At 55.9% G+C, this 20,468-nt stretch carries 13 protein-coding genes; 6 read left to right on the plus strand and 7 right to left on the minus strand.

All coding sequences use genetic code 11. The features are described 5' to 3' along the window. Window positions 1-401: 401 nt before the first annotated feature. From E5C26_RS23765 to E5C26_RS23775, 3 genes are all read right to left on the minus strand, one after another. Entirely contained in the window at window positions 402-3,503 is a 3,102-nt protein-coding gene (locus tag E5C26_RS23765; RefSeq protein WP_135318452.1) for an autotransporter outer membrane beta-barrel domain-containing protein, read from the minus strand. Between the two features lie 69 nt (window positions 3,504-3,572). After that, window positions 3,573-6,587 (minus strand): autotransporter outer membrane beta-barrel domain-containing protein, encoded by a 3,015-nt coding sequence (locus tag E5C26_RS23770; protein ID WP_135318484.1) that lies wholly within the window; start codon window positions 6,585-6,587, stop codon window positions 3,573-3,575. A 492-nt stretch (window positions 6,588-7,079) separates the two neighbouring features. Further along, window positions 7,080-7,694: a TetR/AcrR family transcriptional regulator gene (locus tag E5C26_RS23775; protein ID WP_135318453.1), complete on the minus strand. Its 615-nt coding sequence runs from the start codon at window positions 7,692-7,694 to the stop codon at window positions 7,080-7,082. Between the two features lie 294 nt (window positions 7,695-7,988). Here E5C26_RS23775 and E5C26_RS23780 point away from each other — a divergent pair, with 294 nt between their 5' ends. Beyond that, the gene (locus E5C26_RS23780) at window positions 7,989-9,236 is read left to right on the plus strand and encodes a Tm-1-like ATP-binding domain-containing protein (protein ID WP_135318454.1); all 1,248 of its coding nucleotides are present in this window, start codon (window positions 7,989-7,991) and stop codon (window positions 9,234-9,236) included. Window positions 9,237-9,306: 70 nt separating this feature from the next. Here the strand turns inward: E5C26_RS23780 and spy are convergent, their stop codons facing one another. Next, window positions 9,307-9,807, minus strand: a complete 501-nt coding sequence (gene spy, locus E5C26_RS23785) for an ATP-independent periplasmic protein-refolding chaperone Spy (RefSeq protein WP_135318455.1) — start codon at window positions 9,805-9,807, stop codon at window positions 9,307-9,309. Window positions 9,808-10,367: 560 nt separating this feature from the next. Here spy and pdeR point away from each other — a divergent pair. Continuing rightward, complete coding sequence (gene pdeR, locus E5C26_RS23790) at window positions 10,368-12,362, plus strand: cyclic di-GMP phosphodiesterase (protein ID WP_135318456.1); 1,995 nt, start codon at window positions 10,368-10,370, stop codon at window positions 12,360-12,362. Between the two features lie 16 nt (window positions 12,363-12,378). Here pdeR and E5C26_RS23795 read toward each other — a convergent pair whose 3' ends face one another. Then, window positions 12,379-13,245 carry a crotonase/enoyl-CoA hydratase family protein gene (locus E5C26_RS23795; protein ID WP_135318457.1) on the minus strand — a complete coding sequence of 289 codons (867 nt, stop codon included), beginning with the start codon at window positions 13,243-13,245 and terminating at the stop codon, window positions 12,379-12,381. Between the two features lie 340 nt (window positions 13,246-13,585). Between E5C26_RS23795 and yhjD the strand changes: the two genes are divergently transcribed. From yhjD to E5C26_RS23810, 3 genes are all read left to right on the plus strand, one after another. Next, window positions 13,586-14,605, plus strand: coding sequence for an inner membrane protein YhjD (gene yhjD, locus E5C26_RS23800; protein WP_135318458.1), 1,020 nt, complete (start codon window positions 13,586-13,588; stop codon window positions 14,603-14,605). Between the two features lie 328 nt (window positions 14,606-14,933). Then, a complete protein-coding gene (locus E5C26_RS23805) occupies window positions 14,934-16,256 on the plus strand; it encodes an MFS transporter (RefSeq protein WP_135318459.1) in 1,323 nt (440 codons plus the stop codon). 60 nt (window positions 16,257-16,316) lie between these two features. Then, window positions 16,317-17,129 (plus strand): CDP-diacylglycerol diphosphatase, encoded by an 813-nt coding sequence (locus tag E5C26_RS23810; RefSeq protein ID WP_409513919.1) that lies wholly within the window; start codon window positions 16,317-16,319, stop codon window positions 17,127-17,129. Window positions 17,130-17,167: 38 nt separating this feature from the next. On the opposite strand, the gene E5C26_RS23815 is transcribed toward E5C26_RS23810, so the two are convergent. After that, window positions 17,168-19,204, minus strand: coding sequence for an AsmA family protein (locus E5C26_RS23815; RefSeq protein WP_135318460.1), 2,037 nt, complete (start codon window positions 19,202-19,204; stop codon window positions 17,168-17,170). Window positions 19,205-19,294: 90 nt separating this feature from the next. Next, the gene (pdeH, locus tag E5C26_RS23820) at window positions 19,295-20,080 is read right to left on the minus strand and encodes a cyclic-guanylate-specific phosphodiesterase (protein ID WP_135318461.1); all 786 of its coding nucleotides are present in this window, start codon (window positions 20,078-20,080) and stop codon (window positions 19,295-19,297) included. Between the two features lie 144 nt (window positions 20,081-20,224). Here pdeH and E5C26_RS23825 point away from each other — a divergent pair, with 144 nt between their 5' ends. Continuing rightward, window positions 20,225-20,428, plus strand: coding sequence for a 2-hydroxymuconate tautomerase family protein (locus E5C26_RS23825; RefSeq protein WP_135318462.1), 204 nt, complete (start codon window positions 20,225-20,227; stop codon window positions 20,426-20,428). Window positions 20,429-20,468: the final 40 nt, after the last annotated feature.

Genomic DNA, 20,468 nt, shown 5'->3' on the forward strand with positions numbered 1-20,468 from the left:
ATCCAAAACTGGTATATGGTACAATGTATAACCTAAACATTGCTTGACATACCACATTATATAGTCAAACATGGTATCAGAAGAGACACACAGCAACACCACAATAAAAATATAACAATAGTAAGATCGCATCACCAATAATCATAATGACACCAGGGAAAGCTCGTTTCAGTTACGACGTAGAGAATGTATGCAATAGATCCTCGTCGTAATTTGGGCCGTAGCGCTAAAATATGTTTTACCCCACTTTGAACCGGGATCCGCAAGGGTCCCGGTTTTTTTATTGCCGCTTTAACCCCCACCGCATGCTGCAGCATAGGTGATCCCTGCCGTTAAAATGCAAAAAAATAGGGCCAGCAAGCTGGCCCCAGTGTTAGGTAACAAAAATTAAGATAAGTAGATCAGAATTTCCAGGTGAAACCAGCGTTGACGCTGTTGTCCTGGTAGTTTTGCGACAGCAACCCGCCGTAACCCAGTGACAGCGTGGCGTTTTTGTTCACCGCCACTTCCGCACTGGCTTTCAGCACCGCACCGTCGCGAGAGGCCGACACGCTGTTCACCACGAAGGGAGAAGTGCCCCCGTTGAAACGCAACCCGGTGCCGCGATCCAAATCGCCGTACTGATGCTGCCAGCCCAGTTCACTGCGCAGCGCCACGCTGGTGGTTTTGCTCACCTGCCACTGGGTATCCGCACGCAGCCCCAGCGTCGATACCGTGGCATCGGTGTGCTGTTTGTCGCCGTGCAGCGCCGCAGCCCCGCCGTCTTCCGAGATACCGTTGTTTTGGAAGTTGATGTACGCCAGGTTGGCGAACGGCTCCAGATTCACCCAGTCGGCCTTCACGCTGTAACCCGCTTCGGCAAACACCTGCTCGGTGCGCGCACTGTATTTCGCGGTTTCGCGATCTGACTGCATGCCGTAATTGACCGAACGTGAAGTATCGAAACGGTGCCAGGTGTAGCCCCCGCCGGCACGCAGCGCCAGTTCACCGAACTGTTTGCCGCCGTACACCGCCAGGTGGTAGTTGTCGCTGTCGGCATTCGAGCCGTAGCCGCCGTCCAGCGAGGTGCGGGTGTAACCGGTCGCCACGCCCAGGCGCCAGTCGTCCGCCAATGCCGAGTCCAGCCCCACCAGCACGCCGTAGGTCGAGGCCTGATAGCCCGTCGCATTGGCATCGCCCGACGCATGGTCCCAGGCCCCCAGCAACTGCGCCCAGGCACCGCCGTCGTCGTCCGCCTTGATGTCCGGCGAGGTCGCCAACCCTTCCGCCTGCCGCAGACGGCCGTTCAGCGCATCACGCAGGTAACGGCTGTCGTTGACCTGTGCCGAGGCGATATCCGCATGGATCTGCCCGGACAGTTGACGGAACGCCTGACGCGCTTCCCCTGCCGAACCGGCGTTGAGGATGCTCTCGTACACCGGGTTGCCCGCTGTCAGGGCATCCGCCGCTGCCGCCACCGCACGTTCGTTTTGGGTGGCTGCCACGCTGGCAAAGGAGGTGTCGTTACGGCCCACGTTCAGCGTGACCTGATTGGGTTGATAGGTCAGCCCGGCGCCGAGAAACAGGTAGTTCGGTGCCACCGAATCAAACCGTCCGCTGATCCCCTGCTGAGCGGTCAGAATGTTGTACTGCTGGCCGAGCAGGCTGCGAACTTCGCTTTGCGACAGCAGATTGGTGTTGTTCTCCAGCGAAACGGCCACTTCGCCGCCGCCGATCGTTGCCGATCCGCTGCTTTGGATCCGATCGCTCTGGCCATTGGGCGCCACTTCCACCGCATAACGGGAGCCCGGCTCGAAGCTGACGTTACGCGCCACATTCAGCGTGCCGATCGAGTTGCCCGGTGCCACGGTAGCGCCGCTGAGGGCGGTCAGTGACCCTACCGTACCGGAGCCACCCAGCACGCCAGCGTTTTGCACCGTGACGTCCGAAGTGACCGAGCCGTTGATCGCCAGCAAGCCGGTATTTACCCAGGTCGGGCCGGTATAGGTATTGGTACCGGTCAGTACCAGCGCCCCTTGGCCTTCCTTGGTCAGGCCACCATGGCCGTAGATGTCATTGGAATAGACTTCCACCGAACAGTGGTAGTCATCACAAGTGCGAGCCTGCAACGTACCTTGATCGATTTGCGCCCCGAAGCCGGGAATGTTGGCGACAAACTGTGACGAGCCGTAAGCCACGCCTGTCGGATCCGGAATGCGGAACTCTTCAGGAATATCTTCGACGGTATAGAACATGCCCGGACCGTTAATCGCCTTGCCCAGATTGATCATCCCCCAGCCGTACAGCGCATCGATCCCCGGTGCGCCCATATCGGTGGCGGTGGTCTTCAACACGTCGGCAATTTGCGCCGACGTCATGTACGGGAAACGCTGCAGCAACACGGCAACCGCGCCGGTCACATGTGGCGTCGCCATTGAGGTACCATTTTTATTGCCATAGTCCGAGACCAATTGATTCGGATCGGAACCATTGGCCACGGTGCTGTAGATTTTACTGCCCGGTGACGAAACGCAGAAACTGGCGGTGTAACCGCAGCGTGAAGAGAAGCTGCTAATGGTATAAGGCACGCTGTTGGTGGAGGCGGCATCCTGTGCAACGCTGGCAACCGACAGCCAGTTAGGCGCAATATCCGGCACAAAATAGGCCAGGCCGCTGATCACGTCCGGTTGGTTGTAGTTACCGTCGTTACCGGCGGCGAACAGCACCAAAATGTTTTTACGCGCCGCATCGATCGCGCCCTGATAACCCGCACCCGCCAGGCTGCCCAGCAGCGGCTTCACCTGATCAAACTGTTCCTGTGCGTCTTTCAGTTCAAAATGCAGCGCGTCTGGCTTTTTGCCATTATCCGACAGGAAATCGGGAATACTGACGCCCCAACTGTTATTGATAACCCGCACGCCAGTGTTGATCATCGCCTGCCAACCGGCGTTGGTTACGCTGCCATCCAGCCCGAGGAATTCGCCATAGGCCGGGCCATCGTTGTCGTTATCCACGCTGATGATTTGTGAGTCAAAGGCCACGCCATGCATGCCGGTGCCGTCGCGGTTAGCCCCACTGATGCCGGCGACGTGTACGCCGTGGTTACTCAACATGCCCTGTGAACCACTGTAGAAATGGAAGGTGCCGTCGAAGTAAAAACGATCGCCAGCGTTAATCCCCTCGCGATGTGGATCGGTATAGGCGCGATAGCCCTGGGTCACCACGTTCACCAGTTTGCCGTCACCGGCGAATTCAGGGTGCTGGTTCACTGGGGTATCAAAGATGCCCACCTTTTGCCCTTTACCGGTATAACCCGCGGCATAGGCCTCGTCAGCGTGAATGGCCCCCAACCCCCAGTTGGCATTGAATTCATTGCTGCGCCAGCTTGCCGGATCGCCAGTTCTGCCGCCTTCGGTATAGGTGGAAGCCTGCGCACCACCGGCCGCCAATAGCGCGCACAACAAGGCGTTCAGTTTCCATGTTGGCGTCAATGCCGGTTTGTTCTTTCCTGTAGCTTGCTTCATTCCCTTATCCTTTTTTGTTTTAGTCAAACCGCCCCCCGACGAGGCGGTTTGTCCCTCTGTTTTTTAAGATCAGAATTTCCAGGTGAAGCCAGCGTTGACGCTGTTGTCCTGGTAGTTTTGCGACAGCAGGCCGCCGTAGCCCAATGACAGCGTGGCGTTCTTGTTCACCGCCACCTCCGCACTGGCCTTCAGCACCGCACCGTCACGGGAGGCCGACACGCTGTTCACCACGAACGGCGAACTGCCACCGTTGAAACGCAGCCCGGTGCCGCGATCCAAATCGCCGTACTGATGCTGCCAGCCCAGCTCGCTGCGCAGCGCCACCGAGGTGGTTTTGCTCGCCTGCCACTCGGTATCCGCACGTAGCCCCAGCGTCGATACCGTGGCGTCGGTGTGCTGTTTGTCGCCGTGCAGCGCCGCAGCCCCGCCGTCTTCCGAAATACCGTTGTTCTGGAAGTTGATGTACGCCAGGTTGGCGAACGGCTCCAGATTCACCCAGTCGGCCTTCACGCTGTAACCCGCTTCGGCAAACACCTGTTCGGTGCGTGCGCTGTATTTCGCGGTTTCGCGATCTGACTGCATGCCGTAATTGACCGAGCGCGAAGTATCGAAGCGGTGCCAGGTGTAGCCACCGCCGGCACGCAGCGCCAGCTCACCGAACTGTTTGCCGCCGTACACCGCCAGGTGGTAGTTGTCGCTGTCGGCATTCGAGCCGTAGCCGCCGTCCAGTGAGGTGCGGGTGTAACCGGTCGCCACGCCTAACCGCCAGTCGTCCGCCAGTGCCGAGTCCAGCCCCACCAGCACGCCGTAGGTCGAGGCCTGATAGCCGGTCGCATTGGCGTCGCCCGACGCATGGTCCCAGGCCCCCAGCAACTGCGCCCAGGCACCGCCGTCGTCGTCCGCCTTGATGTCAGGCGAGGTCGCCAACCCTTCCGCCTGCCGCAGGCGGCCGTTCAACGCATCACGCAGGTAACGGCTGTCGTTAACCTGTGCCGAGGCGATATCCGCGTGGATCTGCCCCGACAACTGACGGAATGCCTGACGCGCTTCCCCTGCCGAACCGGCGTTGAGGATGCTCTCGTACACCGGGTTGCCTGCCGCCAGAGCATCCGCCGCGGCGGCTACTGCGCGCTCGTTTTGGGTTTGTGCCACGCTGGCAAAGGAAGTGTCGTTACGGCCCACGTTCAGCGTGACCTGATTAGGCTGGTAGGCCAGCCCGGCGCCGAGGAAGGGAGAGAAAGTTGAAGTGGAAGCAAACTGCCCGCTGATACCCTGCTGGGCAGTCAGAATGTTGTACTGTCGGCCAAGCAAACTGCTCACGCTACCTTGCGACAGCAAGTTGGCGTTTTGTTCCTGCAACACCACGACTTCACCGCCATCGATCGTTGCCGATCCGCTGCTTTGGATCCGATCGCTCTGGCCGTTTGGCGCCACTTCCACCGCATAACGGGAGCCCGGCTCGAAGCTGACGTTACGCGCCACATTCAGCGTGCCGATCGAGTTGCCCGGTGCCACGGTAGCGCCGCTGCGGGCGGTCAGTGACCCCACAGTGCCGGAACCGCCCAGCACACCGGCATTTTGCACCGTGACATCGGAAGTGACCGAACCGTTGATCGCCAGCAAGCCTTGATTGATCAACGTCGGCCCCGCGTAGCTGTTGTTGCCGGTCAGCACCAGAGTGCCGATACCCAGTTTGGTCAGGCCACCGTGGCCGGAAATATCGTTGCTCCAGGTATCCAGCCCGCAATGAATATCGTCACACACGCGCTCGGTGGGTTTGCCTTTGTCCAGCACCCCACCGACGCCCGGCAAATTCACCACGAACTGCTCGGGACCGTAAGCGCCGCTAACGCGGAATTCTTCAGGAATATCCTGCTCGGTAACAAACATGCCCGGGCCGTTAATCGCCTTGCCCAGATTGATCATTCCCCAGCCGTACAGCGCATCGATCCCCGGCGCGCCCATATCGGTAGTGGTGGTCTTCAGCACCGTAGCAGCCTGCGCGCCGGTCATATACGGGAAACGCTCCATCAGCACTGCAATGCTGCCGGCCACGTGCGGTGCCGCCATTGAGGTCCCGCTGTATTTGGCGTAACCGGTGGTCAGGTTATCGATGCTGTTGCCTTCGATAATTGAGCTGTACACCCTGGTGCCCGGTGCGGCAACGCAGAAGCTGGCGGTATAACCACAGCGGGAGGAGAAGGTGCTGATGCTGTAATCGCCGGTGTTGTTCGGATCCTGCAGACTGGCGACCGACAGCCAGTTGGGGGCTATCTCCGGCACGAAATAGGCCAGACCGGCCATGGCGTCCGGGTTATTGAGGTTGGAGTCGTTACCGGCGGCAAAAATGGTGACAATACCGCTGCGTGCTGCATCGATCGCGCCCTGATAAGCGCCACCGGCTTTGGTACCGAGGATCTGTTTGATTTGATCGAATTGCTTTTGCGCGTCGGTGAGCGTGAAGTGGGGATAGGCCGGATCCTTGCCACCCTGATCAAACTTCTCAGTGATGCCAATACCCCAGCTGTTGTTGATAATGCGCGCGCCACTGGCGATCAACGCATCCCAACCGGCCTGGTACACCGCTCCATCGTTACCGAGTATGATGCCGTCTTCCGGGCCGGGGTCGCCGTTTTCCGCGCTGATGATTTGTGCGTTAAACGCCACGCCGTGCATCTCCCCCCCATCGCGGTTGCCGGCAGCGATGCCGCCCACATGGGTGCCGTGTGAACCCAGGGTGCCGTCGGAATCCACGCTCGGCGTGCCGTCATAGCGGAATTCGTCGCCTTTCTTCACCGGAATGTAGGGATCGGTGTATTCGCGAATGCCGGTAGTGACCAGATTGATCACCTTATTCTGGCTGGCAAACTCCGGGTGTTTGGCATACACCGGCTGATCGAAAATGCCGAGTTTTACACCTTTTCCGCTATAACCCGCGGCGTAGGCCTGATCGGCGTGGATTGCCCCCAGGCCCCACTCGGCGTTGAATTCATTACTGCGCCAACTGGCAGGATCGCCCGGCTTACCGCTCTCAACATAAGGCGCAGCCTGCACCCCACCGATCGCCGCCAGGCAAAAAAGCATCGCACTCCACTGTGCGCGATTAACACCAATTTCAGGCCAGCCGAAGGCCGCCTGAACAGGCTTGACTCCTCTACGTCTATTTTCCATCCCAGATACCGTCCATTGTTGTTTGCAAATGTTTTATTGATTTTTTTGTGTAACAGTTTCGTAACACCAAATAAATAAAGCACAACAATCTCAAGCGCGCCTAATGGGTCAAGGCGCTGGATGACCTAAACGGCAAATCTGAGGATCGATAAAATAGGGGGAAAGACATAAGGATCTTCGATGGCTATTACCAGCAAGAAGAGTGAATTTATAGGGCTAAGGATAAAATATAATTCAATGAAAAATAGGGATAATAGAAAAAAAAAGGCCGTAGGGACATCTCCATACGGCCGGTAAAAAAATGCTTAATATGCTCTTTTTATCAGTTTTAATTATAACTATTGCCAATACTCACTCAGTGAAATGTGCTGGTTTTCGCCGAGAATGACCGTAAAAATTGGACTATCATGCTAGCGGTTTTCTGCTGTTCATCGCATCTTCTTCGGCCTGGCGGATAATGGCTTTCGCCATCCATTGCGTCACATCCTGAATGCCACCGAGATCCAGACCCCAAATATCTTTCAGTACCAGGAACACTTCCGAGCCATAGATCAGCGAGAAAGAATGAATCACCCGCTGCAATGCCTCAGGTGGCAGTTTATCCTGCAGTGGCTCGACCGCCAGGTTCAGCAGGCGTTTGCGGTTTCCGCGGACGAATTTTTCCCCCGGCGTCGCTTTCGCCCACTGTTGCAACGAAAGCTGCAGCGCGGCACGTAAGGCCCCTTCATGTTGTTCCATCTGAGGGTAGGCGAAAGCCAGCAGTTGTTGAATGCGTTTCAAAGCATCATGATCCTGCGGTTGCCAGTCCAGGATCGGCCCCAGACTTTCAGCCACTACCGCGGCAATCAATTCACTTTGAGTGGGGAAATAACGATAAGCCGTGGCCCGTGACACCTGCGCATGCGCCGCCAGCTCAGTGATCGACGGAAAGACTCCTTCGTCATACAACGTCATGGCACTGGTCAACAGTAAATGATGAGTTCTGGCCCGGGCAGAGGTCAGAGATTTTTCCTGTTTCATGGGAAAGGCAGTTATTAGCACGACAACCTCATACTTCTTCGCATCTCCCACTCCCGGGACAGGATGCGATAACCATCAAACCGACAATATCCCGCTTTATCGGCAGCATTAAAACGCTCAAAAATGAGACAGGTGTCTCATTTCGAACTGAACTGGGCTTGCACAAATGATACGGCCGTCTCATTATGTAGATATATTAATCATTCTAACTTAAACGACCAACACCAGGGTCCCACAAAATTATTTAACGCTATAATTTAAAATATAAAATTAGAAATTCGGCAGGAAAGAGCAATGCTTAATACTTCAAATTTTGTCTATATTGCTACCACAGCAGATACCAAAGGACAAGAACTGGAGTATGTTCGCCAGACGATCGCCAGCCTCGGTTTACCCACTATTACCGTCGATCTCTCTACCAACAAACGGCCGGCCAACCCGGCAGTCGATATCTGTGCAGAAGAAGTTGCCGGGTATCATCCCGAAGGGGCCAAGGCCGTATTTTGCCCCAACCGCAGCCAGGCCATTACCGCCATGGCACTCGCCTTCGAACGTTTTCTCCTGACACGCCACGATATCGCGGCTGTGCTTGGTTTGGGCGGTTCTGGCGGCACAGCCATTATCACTCCGGCGATGCAAAAATTACCCATCGGCCTGCCTAAATTAATGGTTTCAAGTATGGCAGCAGGCGACGTCTCGCAGTATGTCGGCAACAGTGATATCACCATGCTGTATTCCGTCACGGATATAGCCGGCCTGAACAGCATATCGCGCCGCGTCCTGAGCAATGCCGCATGCCAGATTGCCGGGGCGGTGCGTTTCGCCACCGTTCATGACATCGAGGATAAACCGGCTGTCGGTCTGACAATGTTCGGCGTCACTACCCCGTGCATACAAAGGGTGGTTGCCGCACTCGAGCCTCAATGGGACTGCCTGGTATTCCACGCCACGGGCAGTGGCGGCAGAACGTTGGAAAAACTGATCGACAGTCGTTTGCTGAGCGCAGCGTTGGATCTGACCACAACCGAGGTGGCCGATTATCTGCTCGGTGGGGTTCTTCCCTGCAATGAAGAGCGCTTTGGTGCCATCGCCCGCACTCGCATCCCCTGCGTACTATCCTGTGGCGCAGTGGATATGATTAATTTTGGCCCCGCAGAAAGGGTACCGGCGCATTATGCCGACCGCTTGATCCATCAACACAACTCACAGGTTACTTTGGTTCGCACCACTCCGCAGGAGAATGCGATCATGGGGCGCTGGATTGGGGGAAAAATAAATGCCTGCACCGGTGAGATACGGTTTGTGATCCCGGGAGGAGGCGTATCCGCACTGGATGCTCCGGGACAGCCATTTTGGGATCCACAGGCATTGGTCGCTTTTACACAGGCGTTAGAAAATACCCTCCAGCCAACCAACAAACGACGGCTGATAAAAACGACTTATCATATTAACGATCCACGTTTTTCACATATCGTTACTGAACAGTTTCTACATATTACCCGTTTAGCGAAGGAGAGCTCTCCTCACCTCTCATTGGAGTAAATCGTTTTTAGCTGATAAAGCAAAAGGGCCAGAGATTACTCTGGCCCTTTTTAATTACCACATGAAATTATTACTGTGCAGTCGTCATTTTCGACTTCATGTTTTTCATGTGTTCCATCATTTTCTGTTCGCGTTTCTGATAATTCTCATTGTATTGTTTTTTCTGCTCAGGGGTCAGCAGGTTATACATTTTATTTTCAGCTTTGGCGCGCTCCAGCATATGTTCGGACTGTGCTTTGCTGATGGCGTCAATTTGGGTTTTCGCCTTGGCTTCATCGAAACTGTCGGAAGCGACCATGCTATGCAATGCCTGGCGTTCTTCTTTAGTCCCTTCGCCGCGTTTCTGGTGCGATTCTTTCATGATATCGCGCATTTGCTGGCGCTGCTGCTCGGTCAGGTTCAGGCCGGCAAACGGCCCACCTTTCCCTTCACCTTTGTGATGCATCATTTTCATGTTCATCGGGGTGGCGTCTGTCGTTGCCGGTGCTGCCGTGGTATCTGCAGCAAAGGCCATGGAAGCAGAACCCAGTGCCAGAGTAGAGGCGACAAATAAAGCGGTCAGTTTACGCATAATCATTTCCTTAAAATTATTCTTCATCAGGAGCGCTGTACGTGAACAGGCTCATCTTTCGTCGGAGATAATAATAGGCCGATAAATATATAGTAATGCGATGGAGTGTAAATTTATTAAAGCCCGAAACACTTTTATTCATCAATAATGAATGAATTATGAAGATGGTGCGTATTATTTGGAAAGTTTGGTTTCCCACCGCATAAAATGCACCACAACATGGTGTCTGTTTCTATAGGATTATTCCTGCCGGCGGCCCACTTTATTATAATGTAGCCCCTTCTGCTACAACCGCTCTGCAACAAAACGATCGCAGCACTGGTACGCTAAAATCGTACTCACCTCTCGAAATCTCAGGTTCTCACTTACACTTTAAAACGTGGGGCAATCTGACGATTACAGGGCAAATCTAATTATTGCTTATATAATAGTTTCATCCCCCGCCGATGAAAAACGTGTTATATGATGGAGATACGTGCACTACGGCCACTCCCGGGCCAGAAACCTGCGGCTGCGCTCATCGCACAGACCTGGCTGTCGTGCCCTTTTGAGGAATCATCATGTTCGCAGACCAAGGCCCTATGCTTCTTAACGCCCACTTCGGCACCAACAGCCCTTATTGGCGGTTGGCGTTTGACAGCAATGCGTTGGCGTTGTCGGCAGTCAAAGGCAAAACCCATATGGCCGTGGCGCTCAGCGCCATGCAGGCGGCTAAAATACGTCGCCTGAGCGGGATTACCGCCAGCCTTGATATCACCATTACGCTCGGCGGTGAACTGATTCATCTGCATCTGGTCGGAAGGCGAGTCAACAATCTGGAATGGGCAGGTACCGCCTCCGCCTTCAGCGACACTCAATCGGTCGCCCGTGATTTGGTGCACGGCCTTTCCTTTGCCGAGCAGGTGGTGTCCGAAGCCAACTCCGTGATTGTGATTGTCGATCAGCACGGCCGCATTCAGCGCTTCAACCGCCTGAGCGAAGAGTACACCGGCCTGCACGAACATGATGTCATTGGTAAGAACGTCTTTCAGTTATTTATGAGCCCGGAGGAAGCCTCGGCCTCACGCCGCAACATCGCCGGTTTTTTCCGTAATGGTTCATCCTATGAGGTGGAACGCTGGATTAAAACGGTGAAAGGTGAGCGGCTGTTTTTGTTCCGCAACAAGTTCGTCCACAGTGGCAGCGGTAAAAATGAAGTCTTTCTGATTTGCTCCGGTACCGATATCACCGAAGAACGCCGCGCCCAGGAACGTTTGCGGGTACTGGCCAATACCGACATCATTACCGGCCTGCCCAATCGCAATGCCATTCAGGACAAAATCACCCAGTCGATCGCCACTCGCGATGGCCACAGTGTTGGGCTGGTGTATCTCGATCTCGACAACTTTAAAAAGGTTAACGACGCCTACGGCCATATGTTCGGCGACCGTTTATTGGTGGAGGTATCGCTGGCGGTGCTCGGCTGTCTGGGTGAAGACCAAACTCTGGCACGCTTGGGCGGCGATGAATTTCTGGTGCTGGCCCAGCAGGCGGACCGTGAAATGCTGCAACGCCTGGCCCAGCATATTATCGACCGGCTGAAAACGCCGTTCCGCATAGGGCTTATCGAAGTTTATACCGGCTGTTCTATTGGTATCGCGCTGTGTCCCGAACACGGTAACGACCTCGACAGCCTGATCCGCAGTGCCGATACCGCCATGTATGTCGCCAAAGAGCACGGCAAACGGACCTATACCGTGTTCTCGCCAGAAATGAATAAGCGCGTCGCGGAATACATGTGGCTGGACACCAACCTGCGGAAGGGCTTGGAACAAAATCAACTGGTGGTGTATTACCAACCCAAAATAGAGGCACTCAGCGGCAGAGTCTGTAGCGTGGAAGCGCTGGTGCGCTGGGATTCACCCGAGCGCGGCCTGATCCCGCCGCTGCAGTTTATCTCTTACGCGGAAGAGTCGGGTCTGATCGGCCCGCTTGGCCGTTGGGTGCTGCAAACCGCCGCCAAACAGGCTGCTCAGTGGCAACGGCAGGGATTACCACTGCGGGTCGCGGTCAATCTTTCCGCCCGCCAGTTGGTGGATGACTCTATCGTTGAAGATCTGGCGCAGGTGTTGCAGCACAATCAGTTGACCCCCTGCCTGCTGGATTTCGAACTCACGGAAAGTAGCCTGATAGAGGATGAGAAACGCGCTCGCGAAGTGATCACCCGGCTACGCCAACTGGGTGCCCAGGTCCATCTTGATGATTTTGGCACCGGCTACTCTTCGCTGGCACAGCTGGCGCGTATTCCGCTCGATGCCATTAAACTGGATAAAAGCTTTGTGCGTGGGGTGAATGATAATCCGGTTTCACAATCGCTGGTGCGTGCCATCGTCGCGGCGGCCGAAGCGCTTAAATTCCGGGTGATCGCCGAAGGCGTGGAAACAGAAAGCGAAAATCGGTTCCTCGATGAAATCGGCGTGGATGAAAAACAGGGTTTCCTGTTCGCGCGGCCAATGCTCCCGGAACAGCTGGAGCATTGGCTGCAGTCTTATCGCCCGCCATCCTCCTCAGCGTGAGGCGGGCAGGGCAACATTAGCCGGCTCGACGCAGGTTCAGGGTGTGACGGTCCTGCAGCATCACCAGACGTTCGATATAGGCGCGATCTTTCTCCTCGATGGTGAAGGCCGAATGCACCCAGTCTTCGGTAATGTCCATCAGTTCCGAACGCGTCAACTGCAACACCCGCTGACGGGCGCGCAGCATGGCACGCATGCCGTTCAGTTTGGGCCGAATGGTATCGATAAAGGTACGGGTAGCTATATAAGCGTCGCCGGGCTGGAATAACTGATCGACCAGGCCACGGCTTTCAAACCACTCCGCGGTATGCGACTCACCGCCCCAAATCAGTTCTTCCGCCAGGCGCATGTTTGCTTTACGCGCCACCAGCGAATAACCGCCCATGCCGGGGAACAGATTAAACGCAATTTCCGGGAACCCCATACGCGCATTGTTCTGCGCCAAAACGAAATGGTGCGCCAGCGCCGCCTCAAAGCCACCGCCCAGCGCACTGCCCTCCACCATCGCGATACTGACCGCTCCGGTATCAAAACCGCGTGCCGCCGCATGCACGCAATCAATGCAGGCTCGTGCGTAAGCCATCATCGCCTCACGCTTGCGATTTTTAATCGCCTCGGCGAAAAACTGCAAATCGCCGCCCACGTTGAACATATTGGGTACCAGCGAACCCGTGACCCAAAAATCAAACTGCAATGATGACTCTTTGGCGGCCTGCGCCAGCGTCATGATGTCTTCGATTAACGCCTGATTAAAACAAGGGCGCGGCTCAGCGCGCAGCAGCATCCACATGATGTGCCGCTCCTCCTCATAGTAGGCGGAAATCTGTGTCAAATTGCCCGCTTCGGTAAACGGACGACAGGTGGGGTGATTAAGTAATTTCATATGACCTTCCAATTTATCTAGTGATTACAGTTGAAACCGTTCCAGCCCCTACGGCTGCAGCCACGCTGCGGCGGGTAAACCGCAGCGCCACATCATGAGTAAACGCTTTCTTGGTGATGAAACAGATAAAAATTGGGGGTCGATGAACGAAAAAAACCGCGCTGGCACGGGGCTGGCATAAGAATTTTACCTATCGGTAGGCAGCAACATTTCACCCGATGAACGAACGCGTTAAGCTCACAAATTAGCCGGTTGCCCTACCCGGCGGCCAAATCAACGCGCCTTTTGGCTATAATCAAGGCTGAGAGAGCCTATTTATCGTTAAGGAAATCGTGACGTAATGCCTACAGGATCAGATAAAGACCCCCGACAGCCCAACAGTGAAGCGCCGCAAAAGCCGCTGATCGCCATCAAAACCGGCCACCAGAATATTGACCGGCGCATCTCCGGTTTTTCACGCCTGGTCGAACGCATCAAGGCCTGGCCAAGCATCTCTCACCTGCTGCGCGCCACCGAGCGCTTTAACGATCGTCTGGGCAGCCAGTTCGGCGCCGCCATCACCTATTTCTCGTTTCTTTCGCTGATCCCGATTTTGATGGTGTCGTTTGCCGCCGTCGGCTTTGTGCTGGCATCCAACCCCGACCTGTTGACCGGGATAATTAATAAAATCGTTGGCAGCATCAGTGACCCTACGCTGGCCAGCACGCTGAAAAATACCGTCAATACGGCGATTCAGCAGCGCACCACCGTGGGGCTGACCGGTCTGGCGCTGGCGCTGTATTCGGGAATTAGCTGGATGGGCAACCTGCGTGAGGCGATCCGCGCGCAATCGCGGGACGTATGGGAACGTAATCCGCAGGATCAGGAAAAAATCTATTTCAAATACACCCGCGACTTTATCTCGCTGAGTGGCCTGGTGGTGGCGCTGATTATCACCCTGACGCTGACGTCTATCGCCGGCTCGGCACAGGCGGCGATTGTCCGTGCACTGGGCCTGGAAGGTATCGAGTGGCTACGGCCGGCGATGACGCTGATTGCGCTGTCGATCTCCATCTTCGCCAACTATTTGCTGTTCCTGTGGATCTTCTGGATGCTTCCGCGGCATAAGCCGAAGAAAAAGGCGCTGCTGCGCGGCACGCTGCTTGCCGCCATCGGTTTCGAAGTGATTAAGTTTGTGATGACCATGACGCTGCCCCAGGTGGCTAAATCCCCTTCCGGTGCCGCCTTTGGTTCGGTCATCGGGTTGATGGCATTTTTCTATTTCTTTGCCCGATTGACGCTTTTCTGCGCCGCCTGGATCGCTACTGCGCAGTATAAAGAAGACAAAACCCTGCCAACCTCCGAGCAATCCGCCCCCTGAAGCAATGCAATCATACCGGCCACTCTCTGGTGGCTGGTATTTTATTCCAACTTTAAGCCGACAAACCAGCACATTAAACCAAAACAAAACCACCTCACCGGCCAAATCCAGCATAACAAACTACCTGATAACTTTTCTTTGCGGCTTTTACAGATGTTAAGTCTGCAAATCATTCATTTGGCAACGTTAAAAACCACGCAGAAACACGCCAATGAAACATTAAGCTTTTTAACCGGTTAATTGCGGCATTGTACAAAGTTTCGCCATTGAAAAGGCATTTTGCTATGACTAAGATGGATTTTTACCAATCCAAAATATAAGAAAAAATATGCAAGCCTCCATCGCACCAACTCTGGACGCCGACGACGCGCCAACACCAGTCAACTCACGCGGAAAAGTGATTGTCGCCTCGCTGGTCGGGACCGCCATCGAATTTTTCGATTTCTATATTTACGCCACCGCGGCGGTGATCGTCTTCCCGCATATCTTCTTCCCGCAGGGCGATCCCACCACCGCGACGCTACAGTCGTTAGCCACCTTTGCCGTCGCCTTTGTGGCGCGTCCGATTGGTTCTGCGCTGTTCGGCCACTTTGGCGATCGCGTGGGGCGCAAGGTGACGCTGGTCGCCTCGTTGCTCACCATGGGGATTTCCACCGTGTTGATCGGCTTGCTGCCAAGCTACGAAACCATCGGCATCTTCGCCCCAATCCTGCTGGCGCTGGCGCGGTTCGGTCAGGGCCTGGGACTGGGGGGTGAATGGGGCGGCGCCGCCTTGCTGGCGACCGAGAACGCGCCAGCCAAAAAGCGGGCGCTGTACGGCTCCTTCCCACAGCTGGGCGCGCCTATCGGTTTCTTCTTCGCTAACGGGACCTTCCTGCTGCTCTCCTGGTTGCTGACCGACCAACAGTTTATGGAATGGGGCTGGCGCGTGCCGTTTATCCTGTCCGCCGCACTGGTGCTGATCGGCCTGTACGTGCGCGTATCACTGCATGAAACCCCGGTGTTCGCCAAGGTGGCCAAAGCCGGCAAGCAGGTGAAAATCCCGCTCGGCACGCTGCTGAGCAAACACCTGAAGGCGACCATCCTCGGCACCTTTATCATGCTGGCGACCTATACCCTGTTTTACCTGATGACCGTTTACTCAATGACCTACGGCACCACGGCGCAGCCGCTGGGGCTGGGCTACTCACGCAACAGTTTCCTGTGGATGCTGATGGTGGCGGTGATTGGTTTTGGCGTGATGGTGCCGATTGCCGGTCTGCTGGCCGATGCCTTTGGCCGCCGCAAGACCATGATCGTCATCACCCTGCTGATGATAGCTTTTGCCTTCCTGTTCCCAAGCATGCTGGGTTCCGGTAACCAGGCGCTGGTGATGGGCTTCTTGCTGTGTGGTCTGAGCATCATGGGCCTGACCTTCGGCCCGATGGGTGCGCTGCTACCCGAGCTGTTCCCGACCGAAGTCCGTTATACCGGGGCTTCGTTCTCGTACAACGTGGCGTCGATCCTCGGGGCGGCAGTGGCACCTTATATCGCTACCTGGCTGGCAACCCATTACGGCCTGTTCTACGTCGGGCTGTATCTGGCGTCCATGGCCTGTCTCACGTTGATCGCCCTGTTGCTGATGAAAGAAACCCGCGACCAGTCGCTGTAACACTACTTATGCGGCCCCTGCTTGTGGGGCCGCACTTCCCGCCCTGTCTCCTGTCATAAAATCGGACTATGCTCAACGCTTCTCCTTTTACGGAAATGGAAATCAATCATGTCTTTGCGCCGCAGACTGTTTTTATACGTTGCGCCGTTGGTAATGGCCGCCATTGTGATTGCTGGTGCGCTCTGGATATGGGTGAAGCCACCCCAATCAAGCGCGCTGTGGCGCATCGTCAGCCAACAGTGCTTGCCCAACCAGCAGGCGCATAACAATCCGGCTCCCTGCGCCCAGGTGGACCCACAGGCCGGTTTTGTGGTGTTCAAAGACCGTAACGGGCCGTTGCAATATCTGTTGATGCCAAGCGCTAAAATCACCGGCATTGAAAGCCCTGCGGTGCTCGCAGCCTCCACCCCGAACTTCTTTGAGCAAGCCTGGCAGGCACGGCACTTTATGGCCGATAAGTATGGCAAGGCGATTGACGACGCCGATATTTCGCTGGCGATTAATTCGGCCTATGGCCGCACTCAGAACCAATTGCACATTCATATCTCCTGCCTGCTGCCTTCGGTGAAAACGCAGTTGGCGCGGTATGCGGCAGATTACAGCGAGCAGTGGGAGCCGATGCCGGGCGGCCTGCTGGGCCACGATTATCTGGTGCGCCGGGTGACGCCTGAAGAGTTACAAAAACAGGGCGCTTTCCGCCTGCTGGCAGATGGCGTGGCACGTTCAAAGAACCGCATGGGGAGCTTTGGCTTGGCGATGACGGCATTGCCGGGCGGCGATTTTCTGTTGCTGGCCACCGAGCGTAGCCTGCTGCCGTTTACGCTGGCTTCGTCAGAAGAGATTCAGGATCATGACTGCCGGGTTCTGCAGTAAATAAAAAGGCCCGCGGAACATCGGCGGGCCTGTGGTGACTATTTCTTCTTTTTCATCTGCTGCAATATTTGTCCACACTGGTTTTCTTCACCGCCTTCGCTGGGGGAAACCAGTGCCAGCAGGGCCGCTGCCGGCGTCAGCACCACGCCCAGTGCCACCGCCGCCGCACCGCGTGCAATCAGCGGACCGGCCTTCACACCGGCATCCGGGTGCGCGAAGGTGCCTTTCACGTACAGCGGCGAACGCAACGTCAGCACCCGCATGCCTTTGCTTTCCGGATCGATGGAAAGGTCCAGCCGCTCGGTGGCAAAGTTGGTATTGCCGCTGATATTGATAATCGCATTCTCGGTGTCGAACACAAACAGCCGTGGGGCCGCCACGCCGTCACGGATACCCACGTCTGCCGCCGCGCAGTTTATCCCCACGACGTCATCACCAAATAGCTGCGCCACCAGATAGTTGCCGACGTTCAACCCGAGGATCTCCATCAGACTGCGGCTGATCACCCCGTTATTGATCACCATGCGCAAATCGCCGCTGCTGGTCGCCAGCAAATCGGCCACCGAATTGCCGCTGCCGGTCAGTTTGGCATCGCCGTTCAATTGCCCCAGGCTGCGTTTCATCGATCCCACATCCGGCAGTAACTGCTTGAGCTGGAACTTACGCGCATGTAAATCAGCCCGACCCTGCATCAGGTTTTTACTGCCATCGAGACGAACGGTCGAATTGAGATTACCGCCCGCCACGCCGAACCGCAGCGGATCCATCACAATGACGCCGTTATCCAATTGCAGATGGGTATAGAGATCGCTCAACGGCAACGAACTGCCGTGTTCAATGCGTTTGGCGGTGAATTTGACGTCCGCATTCATCACCTTCCAGCTTTTGGTATCAAATTTCTCTACCGGCAGCACTTTGCCCGCAGGCTGGCGACTCTTCTCACCGCGACCGGCTTTTTCCGTATTGGAGTCGGCACCAATCAGCGGCGCCAGATCGGCAAAGCGCAGCTGTTTTGACAACACTTCGCCGCTCAGCGTAGGCCGGGGTTTGCCAGCAACATATTTCAAATCGCCATGGATATCGCTGTCGCCAATTTTGCCGTCGAATTTCTGGTACTGGAACACCGCACCACCTTTCTCGTGCAGCCGGGCAGTCAGGTGACCATCGGTGGAGTATGGCGGGGTATTGGGCAACAATACGCCGGTGAGGGCATACAGGTTACCCAGGCTGTCGCCGGAGAATTTAAGCCGCAGATCCAACCCACCAAGGTTCATCGGGTCGGACAACGTCCCCGCCACCACTACCCGAGTGGAGCCGGAGCGCACGTCGGCCTGCAACGGGAAGGGCACCTCGGCATTCTGCAACGACAGCATGCCGCCAATCTTGCCGCTGCCCGATAACGGCTCGCCGTTGTATTTGCCTTTCACTTTCCAGCCGAAGATATAGTCTTGCGGGATCGCCGTACCGGCGTCTTTTTTACCGGTCACTTCACTGAATGACAGCGGCTTGCCGAGGGGATCAATCTCTGCGCGGAAATCGGCCTTCAGCGTGGCGTCCTTGAAAGCAATCTGGCCGCGATCGAAGACGATGTCATGAATGTCCACCGACCAGGCAGACGGCGGCTGATTAGGGTCACCGGCCAGGTTGAAGGTCCAGTTATTCTCACCGTTGGCCAGCCGCTGCAAGCTGGCGTTCGGCTGCTTCAGCCAGATGCGCGGGATCAACAGTTGCTTGCCCAACAGTGCCAGCGGCGAGATGCTGGCTTCGACGCGCTGCAACTGCACCATGCTGTCGCCAGGGATATTTTTCGGGTTGCCCAGTACCACATCTTCAGCATGAATTCGCGGCCACGGCACCCAGGCGCGCCAGCCACCTTCATCTTTATCACCGCGTGACCAGTCCACCCCCAAGTCGCCACGGATGGCGAACGGACGATGCAACTCGGCCGACACCTTGTCATTGATGGTCGGTTTGAGGCGGTTCCAGTCGAAGGTCAGCACAAAGACCACCAACGCGGCGATGATCAGCAGCACAATGCCGCCAACCCAAGTGAACGCTTTTCCTGTTCTTGTCATAACGGCTCCCTGAACGCGATAACTTGCCCATATGTCTTTACCAAGCCTAGCCGAGGATAGGCAAGAGTTCACGCTTTAGAGGGATGGGGTTCAGGCGGCAGGCATGGAAAATCGCGTAGGCAGGGTTTGCAGGGTGTCGAAATGGGCCGGGCGAGATAGAAAATAACCCTGGGCAGCCAGGGCGCCAGAGCGCTGCACCAGCAACCATTCCTGCTCGGTTTCTACCCCTTCGACGATCACCCCTTCGCTATGCTGGTTCATCATTTTGATCAGGGTGACCAGTAACTGGACGCCATCTTCCGTTTGCTTGAGCAAGGTGAATAACTCTCGCGCAACCTTAATATATTGATATCGCCAGGTGCTGACGGCAGAGAAATTCGCCAGGCCGCTACCGAAGTCATCCAGCCACAGCCGCTCTGCACCGGCAATCTGCTGCAATGGGCTGTTTAATGCCATCCCGGCGTGCTCCACCAGCTCAAAGCGCAGATAGGGCATGGCGGCAATCTGACGCTGCAACGCGCCGTGCCGCTGCAGTGCCTGCAGCGCAATACCGTCGATATTGACCGACACCATCACCCCGTGGCGGGTCAGCAGCGGCTGCCAATGCTGCAACAGTTCAAGCTGTTCCTGAATGATTTGCAGGCGTTTGCCGACGTCGATAGCAGCAAAATAATGCTCCGGCGACAGCGGTTTTTCCGGCGCTGCCGGGTGGTACACCGCCGTCAGCAGTTCGAGCGCCATTAAAGTGCCACAGGTGCGATAGATCGGCTGGAAGGTGTATTGCCGTCGGCATTGCCGCCAATAATGCTGTGCTTTGATCTGCGTGCATACGGCGAGGAGTGGCGCCAGCAGGCCCGTGCTCATCTTGGTTATCATTGGTACTGTCGCCATTGAAGGGGATTGAAAACGCTCTGGCTGCGCTATTGGCTCCCTCGGTTTATCGGCAACAGACAATAAAACTTTAAGCGGCGGCGAAAGCCTTCTACATTGAATACTGGTCTCAAAATCGAAGGAAAAAACATGCCCTACGTTAATATCAAAATTACCCGCGAAGGCGCGACGCCGGAGCAAAAGAAACAGTTGATCGCCGGGGTGACCCAGTTGCTGGTAGATACGCTGGGAAAAAACCCGGCCACTACCGTGGTGGTCATTGAAGAAGTAGACACCGACAACTGGGGCATCGGCGGCCAAAGCGTCACCGACCTGCGCGCCGCCGCCAAATAACGGCCAGATGTTGGCTGCAAATCGGGAAACTTTTTAGTTT

The organism is Serratia proteamaculans (assembly GCF_004684015.1).
Taxonomy (GTDB): Bacteria; Pseudomonadota; Gammaproteobacteria; order Enterobacterales; family Enterobacteriaceae; genus Serratia; species Serratia proteamaculans_F.

Excerpts from the sequence above, each read along its gene's own strand:
- E5C26_RS23765 (WP_135318452.1), bottom strand. The coding sequence starts at position 3,503 with ATGAAGCAAGCTACAGGAAAGAACAAACCGGCATTGACGCCAACATGG.
- E5C26_RS23770 (WP_135318484.1), bottom strand. The coding sequence starts at position 6,587 with ATGCTTTTTTGCCTGGCGGCGATCGGTGGGGTGCAGGCTGCGCCTTAT.
- E5C26_RS23775 (WP_135318453.1), bottom strand. The coding sequence starts at position 7,694 with ATGAAACAGGAAAAATCTCTGACCTCTGCCCGGGCCAGAACTCATCAT.
- E5C26_RS23780 (WP_135318454.1), top strand. The coding sequence starts at position 7,989 with ATGCTTAATACTTCAAATTTTGTCTATATTGCTACCACAGCAGATACC.
- spy (WP_135318455.1), bottom strand. The coding sequence starts at position 9,807 with ATGCGTAAACTGACCGCTTTATTTGTCGCCTCTACTCTGGCACTGGGT.
- pdeR (WP_135318456.1), top strand. The coding sequence starts at position 10,368 with ATGTTCGCAGACCAAGGCCCTATGCTTCTTAACGCCCACTTCGGCACC.
- E5C26_RS23795 (WP_135318457.1), bottom strand. The coding sequence starts at position 13,245 with ATGAAATTACTTAATCACCCCACCTGTCGTCCGTTTACCGAAGCGGGC.
- yhjD (WP_135318458.1), top strand. The coding sequence starts at position 13,586 with ATGCCTACAGGATCAGATAAAGACCCCCGACAGCCCAACAGTGAAGCG.
- E5C26_RS23805 (WP_135318459.1), top strand. The coding sequence starts at position 14,934 with ATGCAAGCCTCCATCGCACCAACTCTGGACGCCGACGACGCGCCAACA.
- E5C26_RS23815 (WP_135318460.1), bottom strand. The coding sequence starts at position 19,204 with ATGACAAGAACAGGAAAAGCGTTCACTTGGGTTGGCGGCATTGTGCTG.
- pdeH (WP_135318461.1), bottom strand. The coding sequence starts at position 20,080 with ATGATAACCAAGATGAGCACGGGCCTGCTGGCGCCACTCCTCGCCGTA.
- E5C26_RS23825 (WP_135318462.1), top strand. The coding sequence starts at position 20,225 with ATGCCCTACGTTAATATCAAAATTACCCGCGAAGGCGCGACGCCGGAG.